The sequence below is a fragment of the Caloramator quimbayensis genome (genome assembly GCF_900167605.1).
In the GTDB taxonomy this organism is placed as follows: Bacteria; Bacillota; Clostridia; order Clostridiales; family Caloramatoraceae; genus Caloramator_B; species Caloramator_B quimbayensis.
The window spans coordinates 21,161-34,841 of record NZ_FUYH01000013.1 but is presented as its reverse complement, the minus strand read 5'-3'; the positions used below and the strand labels follow the sequence as shown (position 1 = coordinate 34,841).

Here is a 13,681-nt window from a genome sequence, read left to right as displayed (position 1 = left end):
ATTTGTATGTAGGGGTGATAGTGTGATTAATGATAGAGAAAAACTTATAAAGGCTAAAGAAATAATATTAAAGATGGCAAATGGAATAAACCCTGTTAACAATCAGCCTATCGATGAAGAAAATTACATGAATGATCCACGAATGATAAGGTGTATGTTTTATGTGGCAAATTCTCTTGAAAAACTTATAAACGGAGAAAAAATTGTAGTTAGTAAACCATCTGAATTTATAATAACTTCTGAACAAAAAAGCAGGGTTCAATTTCCTGAAGAGAAAATAGGGGTTAATGAGTTTTCAAGATGCATAAACAGTGTAATCGATAGGACAAAGAGCAAATGCCTTACGGGAGTGGAACTTAATAAGAATCTTAAGAAGATTGGAATACTCAGCGAAAAAGAAAGTGAGCAGGGGAGAAAAACTACAGTTACAAATGAAAAATCCTTTGAGTATGGATTTGAAACAATAAGAGCAAACTTTAACGGAAAAGAGTATGATAAGGTTGTTATAAATGATAGAGGTAAAAAATTTCTTCTTGATAATCTTGAAAAAATAATGTCTGGGGAATATGTTATATAATTTAAATTTCTGTAATAAATATAAATATATTAATTTATGATAGGAGTGTTATTATGTGGACAAGAGCAGAACTTAAGGATAGGGCAAAAGCTGTACTGAGAAGTAATTATTGGCAGGCGCTTCTTGTAAGTATAATAATTGCACTGGTTGGAGGAGGAAACAGAGGAAGCGGGGGAAGTGCCGGCAGAGATGCAGGAGGTATATCAGGTAATAATCCAGAAATATATCAAATTTTAATTGTAATTGGAATTGTTTTTATATTATTTAGGATATTTGTAGGATATCAGCTTGAAGTCGGAGGAAGAAAATATTTTGTAAAATCTGCACAGGGGGATATTAATTTCAATTATGTAGGGTTTTCTTTTAAAAATGGCTATACAAATGTTCTTTGGACGATGCTCTATAAGGCAATACTCATATTTTTATGGACACTTCTTCTTATAATCCCAGGTATTGTAAAATCCTACGCCTATAGAATGGTGCCCTATATACTTGCGGATAATCCACAAATTGATTATAACAGAGCAATTGAGCTTAGTAATCAGATGACTATGGGAGAAAAGTTTAATATATTCGTTCTTGATTTATCATTTATAGGCTGGTATATTCTTGGAATGCTTGCACTGATTATAGGAGTTATATTTGTAATGCCCTATGAAGATGCCGCTAATGCAGAGCTCTACTTGGTACTAAGGAAAAAAGCTCTCGATAGTGGACTTTGTACCTATGAAGAACTAAATCTTTCATCTCAGGATAATTATTCTTTTTAACAATACGTGATTTGAGCAACACTTATCTAAATAAATGAACCTTCCTTAAGAGGGACAGTTCATTTATTTTTGCATTTTAATATAAAATTCTTGTTTAAAATAAGAAAACTACTCTGAAAACACCTTTGCTTGTAATACAGCAATGTCAAAATTCCATAAATTACAATGATTTAGAGCAAACAACAATATATTTGTTTTCATTATTAATTGTGACACTTATGTCATTGGTGCCTGCCCCTTAATCTTTAAAAATAATAAAGTTTGTAAAAACAAATGAACTGTCCCGGAGCTTGTCTTATTTTTAAATTGAAATTGGGGTAATGGCAGCCCCCTAATTTTTAAAAATAGCATAAAAAAGAGAACTGTCCCTAAGCCTGTCCAAGTCTGAGCAAAGTTCGTGAAATTAAGAGAACTGTCCCCAGACTTGTCCCAAATATTTCTCACAAAAGTTATTAAGATGTTTCAAAGGTGGTTTTACAGTGGAAAAATATTCGAGGTTTGAAATTTATACTGAGGACAAAATGGGAATGGCACTTAAAATCCTTGAAAAAATATATAATGAAAAAATAGATTTAAAAGCGGTTGAGGTTTTCCCAAAGAAAGTGTGCGTGAAGATGGAGCTTATGGACGATTATGCAAAAACAAGGCTTAAAAACAGCATACTCAGCATTAAAGAAGTCATATCCATAAGAGAAATCGACCTTTTATATTATGAAAGAAATGAAAGAAAGCTAATGGCTGTTATAAACTCTGTAGATGAAGGAATCCTTAGCGCTAATGAAAACTTTGAAATTGAGATATTTAATAAATATTGCGAGAATGTTTTTAAATACAATAAAGAGGAAGTAATTGGAAAGGATTTAAGGAGTATCATAGGAGAAAACAATCCTTTAGTATCTTCAGTTAAAAGCGGTAAGGGATTTGATAACGTCAAAATAAAATTTAAAAATAAAAAAGGAGAGGGGCACTGTATTACAACTGGAAGAATTATAAAAGACGATGATGATAAAACTATTGGAGTTGTTGCATCTATAAAAGATATGGATAAGGCTATAGAACTTGTTAACATAGTTCAAGGGACGCAGGAAGGTGCGTTTAAAGATATAATAGGAAATAGCCCTGCAATTGAAAGAGTTAAAAAAACAGTTCTTTCTGTATCAAAGAGCAATTCTACAATACTTTTGATGGGAGAGAGCGGAACAGGGAAGGAGCTTTTCGCTTCTGCAATTAAGAACCTTAGCGATAGAAAAGATAAAAGCTATGTTGCAATTAACTGTGCTGCATTTCCGGAGAATCTCATTGAAAGCGAACTTTTCGGATATGAAAAGGGAAGCTTTACTGGGGCAGTTAGCGAAAAGGAGGGTTTATTTGAAAGGGCCGACGGGGGAACACTTTTTCTCGATGAGGTTGGTGAACTTCCCTTAAACCTTCAGGCAAAACTTTTAAGGGTGCTGCAGGAGGGCGTTATCAGAAAGATAGGAAGCACTAAAGAAACAAAGGTTGATGTTAGAATCATTGCTGCAACTAATAAAAATCTCAAGGAAATGGTTGAAAAGGGATTGTTCAGAGAAGACTTATATTATAGATTAAATGTTGTTCCAATTTATATCCCTCCTCTTAGGGAAAGAATTGAAGATATACCGCTGCTTGTTAACTTTTTTATCTATAAACTGAATAAGAAAATAGGCAAAAAAATATCTGGTGCTAATATTAAATTTTTAGAAGAACTTATGAAATATGATTGGCCGGGAAATGTAAGAGAACTTCAAAACGTAATCGAAAGAGGAATAAATCTTTGTGAAGGGAATATTTTAACAACAGAAAATCTCATATTTGATATAAAAAACAGTTCTAAAAGCAATGGCCCTCAGTATAGCGTAGATATAGAATTAAAACTTGATGATGTTGTTGAAAAAGCAGAGAAGGAAGCAATAGTTAAGGCGCTAAAAAAATATAAGAGTTTTAGAAAAGCTGCAAAAGCTCTTGGAGTTTCTCACACAACTCTTATAAATAAAGCTAACAAATATAACTTAAAGTACCTATTAGATTAATTCTATTTCGATTTATAGCGTAAAATACTCACTTTGTACAAAAATTCTAAAAACACCTATTATAAGTGAAGTAATTTTATTAGATTGTGTAAATAAATATTTACACAATCTTTGTTTTATGATAAAAATAAAAAATATGCGGTAAAATATAAAGCTATAATTTTAAAAGGAGGAAACTATGGAAAAAGATTTAAAAAGTGGAAAATCGAGCTTTAAAGCACTTATACCCTTTATAATTTTTATTATTGTATATTTGGGAAGCGGAATAATTCTACAGCATAAAGGAGTAGAGTTAGCCTTTTATCAGCTGCCAGCTCCTGTTGCAGCGTTTGTTGGAATAATCTTTGCCTTCATCTTACAAGACGGCAGCTTGGACGAAAAATTCCATACTTTTGTTGAAGGATGCGGAGATTCTAATATTATAATTATGTGTATAATCTACCTATTAGCCGGAGCCTTTGCTTCAGTATCAAAGGCTATAGGTGGAGTTGATTCAACTGTAAATTTAGGACTTACTTATATACCTGCAAATTATATAGCCGCAGGGCTGTTTTTAATAACCTGTTTTATATCGCTTTCAACGGGAACATCAGTTGGTTCTATTGTAGCAGTAGGTCCAATAGCAGCAGGTTTAGCAGAAAAAGCGGGACTTTCTCTTCCTCTAACGATGGCAGCCGTTCTTGGAGGTGCTATGTTTGGAGATAACCTTTCTATAATATCAGATACTACGATAGCTGCAACACGAACACAAGGATGCGAAATGAGGGACAAGTTTAAAGTAAACATTTATATTGCTCTTCCAGCGGCAATTATAACTTTGATTCTTCTTCTTATATTTGGAAGAATAGAGACTGTACCAATGATGCAAAACTATGATTTTAATATCATAAAGGTTCTTCCTTATATATTAGTTCTTATAATGGCTGTATCTGGAGTGAATGTATTTGTAGTTTTAACAGGTGGAATAATTTTATCCATAATAATAGGACTGTACTATGGAAACTTAACTCTTTTATCCTCAGCACAGCAAATATTTGAAGGATTTAAGGGGATGATAGATATATTTCTTTTATCTATGATGACAGGTGGACTTGCACATATGACAGCTAAGGATGGAGGAATACAATTTTTATTAGATAAGATACAAAGGATAATGAAGGGAAGAAAATCTGCGGAATTAGGCATTGCAGCTCTTGTAGCAGTAACAGATGCAGCAGTTGCAAACAATACCGTAGCAATTATAATAAACGGTTCAATAGCAAAAAAGGTTTGCAGCAGATATAAGGTCGATCCAAGAAGAAGCGCATCTTTGCTTGATACTTTTTCTTGTATTATGCAGGGGATTATACCCTATGGGGCACAAATGCTCATTTTATTAAGCTATACAAAGGGAGAGGTATCGCCCTTTGAAGTAATACCTCTTGCGTGGTATATCCATCTTTTATTTATTTCATCCATAATATCTATATTTATTCCCTTTGCTGATGGAATTATTAAAAAGAAGCCTTGGAAGTGGCAGGATGAAACGGCTTTATAATATGAAGCAATATTAAGAAAATTTAATAAAATTAAAACAAAATAAATTATGATTACAGTGATTAAAATGTAAAAAAATATTGCCATGTGTAATAAAATATTTACACAAATAATGCTATATGGAAAGAAAAATTTACAAATAAATATTAAATAAAGTAAAATCCATGTAAAATTGAGGCTGTACCCTTTGGAATAAAACTTGCTTATATGATAATAGAAAGCAAATCAAGAATTTCGGAGGGGAATTTATGGATAAAGAGAAACTAAAGAAAATGGGATTTGCGACAAAGGCAATACATGGAGGATACGAACATAACGACAAGGGAGCCCTTGCAACTCCAATTTATCAAACATCTACATTTATATTCGACTCAGCAGAACAAGGCGGCAGGAGGTTTGCACTTGAAGAGGGCGGACATATATATACAAGGCTTGGCAACCCAACTAATGATCAGGTAGAGGAAAAGGTTGCACTTTTAGAAGGCGCAGAAGCTGCAGTATCAACAGGTTCTGGAATTGGTGCTATAACATCGGCCCTTTGGACTATCTTAAAATCTGGCGACCACATAATAGCCTCAGATACACTTTATGGATGTACCTTCGCATTTTTAAACCATGGACTTACAAGATTCGGCGTTGAAGTAACTTTTGTTGATGCAACAGACCCTGAAAACGTAAGAAAGGCTATGAAGGAAAACACAAAAGCTGTTTACCTTGAGAGTCCAGTTAATCCAACCCTCGAAGTTGTAGACATAGAAGCTATTTCAAAGATTGCCCATGAGAAGGAAGGCTGTATGGTTGTTGTTGATAATACCTTCTGTACACCATACATTCAAAGGCCAATTGAGCTCGGCGCAGATGTTGTTGTTCACTCGGCTACAAAATTTTTAAATGGACATGGAGATGTTATAGCAGGTTTTGTTGCAGGAAAGCAGGAATATATAAAAAATGTAAGATTGTTTGGAATAAAGGATATGACAGGCTCATGTCTTAGCCCCTTTAATGCGTATTTAATATTAAGAGGTATGAAAACTCTCGAGGTTAGGATGGAAAAGCACTGCTCAAATGCAATGAAAGTTGCGGAGTTTTTAGAGAGCCATCCTGCAGTTGAGAAGGTTTACTATCCAGGATTAAAGAGCTTCCCGCAATATGAGCTTGCAAAGAAGCAAATGAGTCTCCCAGGTGCAATAATCGCCTTTGAAATAAAGGGAGGCGTTGAAGAGGGCAAGAAAGTTATGAATAATGTTAAACTTTGCACCCTTGCAGTAAGCCTTGGAGATACGGAAACTTTAATAGAGCATCCAGCGTCAATGACACATTCGCCCTATACAGCTGAAGAAAGACTTGAAGCAGGAATTAGCGATGGGCTTATAAGACTTGCTGTTGGACTTGAAGACCCACAGGATATAATAGATGATTTAAAACAGGCTTTAGATTTAATATTATAATTTTTTATTTTATTTGTTTTGGGCTTAAGGAGGAAATTTTTATATAGAGGGACGGTTCTCAAATTTTCATGATTTAAAAAGGGACAGTTCTGCTATTTAAACGTTTTAATTTTTCATAGGGACAGTTCTCATTTTTTTACGATTTAAAAAAAGAGAACTGTCCCTATGCTTGTCCTTGTGAATCATTGCTAAAGTAAATCAAAAGAAAAAGAGAAAAGGTCATGACTAAAAAATAGCCACAACGACGGAATGAAAAAGTTTGTCACTTGTCAACTGGGTGGCACTTTTTTTTGAGGTATATCTCCTTTATCCGGTATCTAACACTACGTATTGTCATATATATCCAAATATGGGAATGCAACATTTTCACACTAACCGTCCCCTTTTAACTTAAGCTTCTTCAATGGATACGACTTCATATCCCGCGTCTTCTATAGCCTGTCTTAAATCATCCTCAATTATGTTTTCACCTTCAACAGTTGCAAATTTACCTTTAAGGTCTACATCAACTTTTGAAACTCCTTTAACTTCATTTAATGCATTTTTAACGTGCATTACACAGTGCATGCAGGACATCCCTTCGATATTGATTTTTTTCATGATTTTTAACCTCCTAAAATTTATTTTTCATGAGTTTACCATAATAAAGATACATCAAACTACGCTTTTAAATTTTTTAAGCCTTAATGCGTTTAAAAGTACTGAAACTGAGCTGAAGCTCATCGCTGCAGCTGCAATCATAGGATTAAGTCTTGGCCCTCCAAAGAGGGTTAAAACGCCTGCAGCAACGGGTATCCCGAGGGTGTTGTATCCAAAGGCCCAGAAAAGATTCTGCTTTATATTTTTTATCGTAGCCTTGCTTAACAAAATTGCAGTTACAACATCGAGTATGTCGCTTCTCATAAGTATAATATCTGCTGATTCTATTGCAACATCTGTCCCCGAGCCTATTGCAATACCAACATCTGCCTGGGCAAGAGCCACAGCGTCGTTAATCCCATCTCCAACCATAGCAACCTTTTTACCTTCATCCTGAAGCTTTTTTACATAGGATGCCTTATCCTGCGGCAGAACCTCTGCAAAGACGCGGTTTATTCCAACATCCCTTGCAATAGCTACAGCTGTATTTTTATTATCTCCAGTTATCATTGCAACCTCAATTCCCATCTCCTGAAGCTTTATAATTGCCTTTTTGCTGTTTTCCTTAACAACGTCAGCAACGGCAATTATTCCAGATACTTTATTATCAATTGCTATAATCATTGGAGTCTTTCCTTCCCTTGCAAGGCTATCCAATTTATCTTCAACTTCTTTTATATCTATTTTCATATCCCTTAATAACTTTTTATTTCCAAGCACAATATTTCTATCATTTACAGTTGCCTTTATTCCATGTCCGGGAATTGCTAAAAAGTCTTTTACATCAAAAAGATTTAAATTTCTTTTTTCAGCTTCTTTAACTATTGCCTCTCCTAAAGGATGCTCTGAAGCTTTTTCGCAGGATGCGCAGTATCTTAAAATATCCATTTCTTCAAATCCTAAACTTATTATATCAGTAACCCTTGGCTTTCCTTCAGTAATCGTTCCTGTTTTATCAAATACAATTGTAGTTATCCTGTGAGCCATCTCAAGGGCAGCACCGGATTTTATAAGCACGCCATTCTCAGCGCCTTTTCCAGAGCCTACCATTATTGCGGTTGGAGTTGCAAGACCAAGGGCACAGGGGCATGCTATTACAAGAACCGATATGAAAATAGTAAGTGAGAATATACTGCCCTTGCCTGCAAAGTACCAGGCAGCACCTGAAATAAGAGCAATAGCAATAACAATCGGCACAAAATAACCTGAGATAATATCTGCAAGTCTTGCAATAGGAGCCTTTGAAGATTGAGCTCCTTCCACAAGTTTTATTATCTGGGACAGTGCTGTATCCTTTCCAACCTTTGTAGCTTTAAATTTAATCATTCCGTTTTTATTTATGCTTGCACCGACTACTTTATCTCCGGATTTTTTCTCAACAGGAATGCTCTCTCCCGTGAGCATTGATTCATCAATGGAGGTTATACCTTCAATTACTATTCCATCAACTGGGATTTTTTCTCCGGGCCTTACAATAATAATATCTCCAACTTCAACCTCGTCTATTGGTATTTCGATTTCTTTGCCGTCTTGAATAATCCTTGCTGCTTTTGGAGCAAGGCTAATAAGTTTTTTAATCGTTTCTGATGTTTTTCCCTTTGTCTTTGCTTCGAGATATTTACCAAGAAGAATAAGGGTTATAATCGTGGCAGCTGATTCAAAGTAGAGATCCTTTGCATATTCCATATTTCCTCTTGAAATCTCATATATTGCAAAGAGACCATAAAGCAGTGCGGCAGATGTCCCAATTGCAATAAGAGAATCCATATTAGGGCTTCCCTTTAATAGGGTTTTAAAGCCTACATTGTAAAATCTTCTTCCAGCAATAACAGCAGGTATTACAAGAATCAGCTGAATCAGCGCAAAATTTAAAGGATGTTTCATATGATCAATTATTTTTGGAAGAGGCATTCCAAGCATGTGCCCCATCGCTATTATAACAAGGGGCAGAGTAAATGATGCCGATATTATAAAGTTTTTAAAAATAGCCTTTACTTCATTGTCTTTTCTTTCCTTATCGCTGTCAACTTTCATATCCTCATCATCTATAGGGGTATAGCCTGCCTTTTTTATTGCTTCTTTAATCATAGAAAGCCTCACCTTTGAAGGGTCGTATTCAGCCGCAAGTTTTTCAGTTGCAATATTAACTTCAGCTTTCATAACTCCAGCGAGCTTTTTAACTGCCCTTTCAACAGCCTTTGAGCAGGCGGCGCAAGTCATACCGCCAATTTTAATAATTATTTCCTTTGACTCTTTTTCTTCTATGGCAACATAGCCTGCCTTTTCTATTGCTGATATTATTTCATTAATAGAAGTTAAATTTTCATCATAATTAACATAAAGCTTTTCAACGGCAAAATTTAAGTTTACCTCGGTAACACCTTTGACCTTTAGTGATGCCCTTTCAACAGCCTTTGCGCAGGCAGCGCAGGTCATACCTTGAATATTCAATATTTTTTCCATTTAATCACCTACTTTCCTATTAGTTTTTCAAGTATATCCATAACTTCATCTATTTTTTCCTCACCAGAATTGCTTTTAAATGCAGCCTTTACGCAATAGTTTAAATGCTGCTTTAAAATTAACATGTTTGCTTTTTTTAAAAGGGATTGAACTGCAATTATTTGATTAGAAATATCAACGCAGTATCTGCCTTCATCTATCATCTTTAAAATCCCATCGATTTGACCTCTCGCAGTTTTTAGCTGCTGCATAGCTTTTTCCTTCTCAGCGTTCATATTTTCCCTCCTGTTTACGCTTTGCTACCCGCCCCCAATGGGGGAGGGGGCTTAACTTTATAAGTATTATATATCACTTATAAATTATTTTCAATATATATATCAAATATTCTTAAAAATTAATTAGACAAGCTGAGGGACAGTTCTCTTTTTTCCATGATTTAAAAAAGAGGCTGCCCCTTAGTTTGTCCCACAAATATCAACAAATCCATAGTTTAATAAAAGTGAAAGAATCATATCTAAGATTATCTTTGCCATATATCTAAAGCAAATCACAAAAAAAGAGAACCGTCCCCCTATAAGTACAAGCCTGCCCTATGAATTTTTCACTATAGATTGGATGGCACCTTTTCAGGTCAAAAAAATATCAAACTTGAAAATTAAAAATATTTGAAAAATACATTCTTTTAATTTAGAATGCATGGTATAATAATCTTGACGTTATTGTTTTTTTGTTCACAAAATGGAAAATATTATTATAAGCATGGGGGGTTTTGAATGAATACATATAAAATAATTGAGATTAAGCAAAGCGTTTTTGAAAACAATGACAAACAGGCGGAACTTTTAAGAGAAGAGCTTAAAAAAGATAAGACCTTTCTTTTAAATTTAATGTCATCCCCTGGCTCTGGCAAAACCACTACTGTATTAAGAACAATTGAAGCCCTAAAGGACGAACTTAATATTGGAGTTTTAGAGGCGGACATTGACTCGGATGTTGATGCAAGTGTTGTTTCTAAAACCGGTGCCAAGGTAATACAGCTTCACACAGGAGGTATGTGCCATCTCGATGCTGAAATGACAAGGCAGGGAATAGAGGGTCTTGGAACTGAAGGCTTAGACCTTGTAATCCTCGAGAACGTTGGGAATTTAGTATGCCCTGCGGAATTTGATACAGGTGCGTGCAAAAATGCTATGATTTTAAGCGTACCCGAAGGCGATGACAAGCCTTTGAAATATCCTTTAATGTTCTCTATTGTAGATGTCCTTTTGATTAACAAAATAGATGCTATGGGAATATTCGACTTTGACATAGAGGCAGTTAAAGAAAGAGCAAAGAAACTAAATCCAAACATAAAGGTAATTCCAATCTCTGCTAAAACAGGTGAAGGTATAAAGGAATGGGCTGATTGGCTAAGACAGGAAGTCAAAAAATGGAATGAAAATTAAAATAATTATATGGGGGATTATGAAATGGTAAAGGAAAAGGTTCTCGATTATGCAAATAAGATTAGCGGAACAAAAAGAGGTGCAAAAAACGAAATAAAGCCAACAGACCCTGAGTATATGGTTTTAGAACCGGTAGTTACAGAAGAAATGGCAGAGGTAGGACTATGCCTCGAGTTTAGAAAACCAAAAAGTGCTGAGGAAATCGCTCCCCTTTGCGGCAAATCCATTGAGGAGACTCAAAAGCTTCTATGGGAACTTGCCATGGCAGGGGCTGCCTTTGTTAACAAAATCGACGGCGTTGATAAGTACTGGCATGAAGTTTGGGTTCCAGGCCACATGGAAATGATGGTTAACAATAAAGAAAACTCTAAAAAGTATCCACAAATACCAAGGGCCTTTGAGGCTTATGGAAGAAAAAAAGGGCCTTTAGCTGCAGGTAATTTCCCAGTTGGAACAGGGCCTATGCGTGTTATACCTATTGAGCAGTCTATTATGGGAGAGACGAGGAGAGCCTCCTATGAAGAAGTTTCAAAATATTTAAACGAAAACACAATATTCTCTGTTTCCGATTGTTCCTGCCGTACAGCGAGGGAAGCTATGGGAGAGGGCTGCGGACACTTAAAGGAAGATATGTGCATACAGTTGGGACATGCTGCTGAATATTATATTCGTACAGGAAGAGGCCGTCAGATTACCCGTGAGGAAGCCTTTGAAATAATTAAAAGGGCTGAAGAAAACGGACTTATGCACAGCATTCCAAATTTAGACGGCCCAGGTAAAACCCATGCTATATGCAACTGCTGCGGGTGCTCCTGCTTTTCAATGAGAATCGCTGAGATGTATGTTAATCCTGATATGGTGCGCTCAAACTATGTTTCACAGGTTGATAAGGATAAATGCGTTGCCTGCGGGGAATGCGTTGAAAGCTGCCCAGCAAATGCCCTTAAATTAGGTCAGAAACTCTGCACAAAAACACCAATAAAGGAGAAAAAGAGGGAGCTTCCCTATGATACAGAATGGGGAGAGGATAAATGGAATATTGATTATCGTACTAATAGAAAGGTTGTTGTTGATACTGGCTCAAGCCCATGTAAGGCAGAATGCCCTGCCCACATTGGAATTCAGGGCTATATAAAGCTTGCAGCTCAGGGAAAATATACTGAGGCATTAGAGCTTATTAAAAAGGAAAACCCATTCCCAGCAGTATGCGGCCGTGTTTGCCCAAGATACTGCGAATCTGCATGTACAAGGGGAGACATAGACGATCCTATAGCAATAGATGATATTAAAAAATTTATAGCAGAGCAGGATTTGAAAAAGGATGTGCGATATGTTCCTAAATTAAGACATAATTATGGTAAAAAGATTGCAATAATAGGGGCAGGACCTTCAGGATTATCCTGCGCATATTATCTTGCAATCGACGGCTATAAAGTAACCGTATTTGAAAAACAAAAGGCTTTAGGAGGAATGCTAACCCTCGGAATACCATCCTTCAGGCTTGAAAAGGATGTAGTTAACGCTGAAATAGATATTTTAAGAGAACTTGGAGTTGAGTTTAAGACAGGGGTTGAAGTTGGAAAGGAAGTAAGCCTTAAGGATTTAAGAGCTCAGGGATATGAAGCCTTTTATATAGCAATAGGCGCACAAAATGGAAGAAAGCTGAATATAGAAGGTGAAGATTCTCAGGGCGTAATGACAGGAGTAGATTTTTTGAGAAAAGTTAACTTAGGAGAGGATATAAAGCTAAGGGGAAATGTTGTTGTAATAGGCGGAGGCAACGTTGCAATAGATGTAGCAAGAACTGCTGTTAGAGTTGGTTCATCAAAGGTTAATATGTACTGCCTTGAGAAAAGGGATGAGATGCCAGCCCTAAAGGAAGAAATAGAAGAGGCACTTTCTGAGGGGATTGATATAAACAATTCATGGGGACCAAAGAGAATTATAGCTGAAAATGGAAAAGTTAAAGGGGTTGAATTTAAAAAATGCGTTTCTGTATTTGACGAAAATAAAAGGTTCAGTCCTAAATATGATGAGAATGAAACAATAACAGTTGAGGCAGATTATATCTTGATTTCAGTAGGACAGGCAATGGATTGGGGAGGACTTTTAGAAGGCTCAAAGATGGAACTTAACCCAAATAAGACTTTAAAGGTTGACCCTGTAACCTATCAGAGCGGGGAGAGCGATGTATTTGCAGGGGGAGATGCTATAACAGGTCCTAAGTTTGCAATAGATGCAATTGCAATAGGAAAAGAGGCAGCAATATCAATTCACCGCTATGTTCATCCAGGTCAAAGTTTAATCCTCGGGCGTACAAAGAGGGATTATCGCCCACTTGATAAAGAAAATCTAATACTTGATGGATACGATAAAATGCCAAGACAAAGACCTATTAATAACAATGCAAAGGATTCAAAGGAAACTTTCAGAGATTTAAGAGGAACCTTTACAGAGGAGCAGGTTAAGAAGGAGACTGAAAGATGTCTTGGCTGCGGTGCCACGATTGTAGATGAATTCATGTGCGTAGGATGCGGACTTTGTACTACAAAATGTAAATTTGATGCTATAAAACTTGTTAGAAAGTATGATAAATCAGGATTAGAATTTGAAAAGATAAAGCCTACGGTTATGAAATATGCCTTAAAACGAAAGGTTAGAATTGCTGTTAAAAAGCCTGTAAAATTTATAAAAGCGGCATTTTGGTCAAAGGAATAATAAGGAAGGGGAGTATCCCCTCCTTAACTTTTAA

General features: G+C 35.8%; 10 protein-coding genes. 7 read left to right on the top strand and 3 right to left on the bottom strand.

From position 1 onward, the window contains the following. Positions 1-22 precede the first annotated feature (22 nt). The 5 genes from B5D15_RS09450 (at position 23) to megL (ending at position 6,382) form a co-directional block, all read left to right on the top strand. Positions 23-577 (top strand): hypothetical protein, encoded by a 555-nt coding sequence (locus B5D15_RS09450; protein WP_078696878.1) that lies wholly within the window; start codon positions 23-25, stop codon positions 575-577. A 53-nt stretch (positions 578-630) separates the two neighbouring features. Next, a complete protein-coding gene (locus B5D15_RS09445; RefSeq protein ID WP_078696877.1) occupies positions 631-1,347 on the top strand; it encodes a DUF975 family protein in 717 nt (238 codons plus the stop codon). Positions 1,348-1,826: 479 nt separating this feature from the next. Beyond that, positions 1,827-3,398 (top strand): sigma 54-interacting transcriptional regulator, encoded by a 1,572-nt coding sequence (locus tag B5D15_RS09440; RefSeq protein ID WP_078696876.1) that lies wholly within the window; start codon positions 1,827-1,829, stop codon positions 3,396-3,398. A 178-nt stretch (positions 3,399-3,576) separates the two neighbouring features. Next, the gene (locus B5D15_RS09435) at positions 3,577-4,935 is read left to right on the top strand and encodes a Na+/H+ antiporter NhaC family protein (RefSeq protein ID WP_078696875.1); all 1,359 of its coding nucleotides are present in this window, start codon (positions 3,577-3,579) and stop codon (positions 4,933-4,935) included. A 247-nt stretch (positions 4,936-5,182) separates the two neighbouring features. Further along, positions 5,183-6,382, top strand: coding sequence for a methionine gamma-lyase (gene megL / locus B5D15_RS09430; RefSeq protein WP_078696874.1), 1,200 nt, complete (start codon positions 5,183-5,185; stop codon positions 6,380-6,382). Positions 6,383-6,772: 390 nt separating this feature from the next. Here the strand turns inward: megL and B5D15_RS09425 are convergent, their stop codons facing one another. The 3 genes from B5D15_RS09425 to B5D15_RS09415 are packed head-to-tail and all read right to left on the bottom strand — an operon-like array spanning position 6,773 to position 9,759. Continuing rightward, positions 6,773-6,985 carry a heavy-metal-associated domain-containing protein gene (locus tag B5D15_RS09425; protein ID WP_078696873.1) on the bottom strand — a complete coding sequence of 71 codons (213 nt, stop codon included), beginning with the start codon at positions 6,983-6,985 and terminating at the stop codon, positions 6,773-6,775. A gap of 51 nt (positions 6,986-7,036) precedes the next feature. Continuing rightward, positions 7,037-9,484, bottom strand: coding sequence for a heavy metal translocating P-type ATPase (locus B5D15_RS09420; protein ID WP_078696872.1), 2,448 nt, complete (start codon positions 9,482-9,484; stop codon positions 7,037-7,039). Between the two features lie 8 nt (positions 9,485-9,492). Beyond that, positions 9,493-9,759, bottom strand: a complete 267-nt coding sequence (locus B5D15_RS09415) for a metal-sensing transcriptional repressor (RefSeq protein ID WP_078696871.1) — start codon at positions 9,757-9,759, stop codon at positions 9,493-9,495. A 498-nt stretch (positions 9,760-10,257) separates the two neighbouring features. Between B5D15_RS09415 and hypB the strand changes: the two genes are divergently transcribed. Both hypB and B5D15_RS09405 read left to right on the top strand, forming a co-directional pair. Continuing rightward, positions 10,258-10,929 (top strand): hydrogenase nickel incorporation protein HypB, encoded by a 672-nt coding sequence (gene hypB, locus B5D15_RS09410; protein WP_078696870.1) that lies wholly within the window; start codon positions 10,258-10,260, stop codon positions 10,927-10,929. Positions 10,930-10,953: 24 nt separating this feature from the next. Next, the gene (locus B5D15_RS09405) at positions 10,954-13,647 is read left to right on the top strand and encodes an FAD-dependent oxidoreductase (protein ID WP_078696869.1); all 2,694 of its coding nucleotides are present in this window, start codon (positions 10,954-10,956) and stop codon (positions 13,645-13,647) included. The last annotated feature ends 34 nt before the right edge of the window (positions 13,648-13,681 follow it).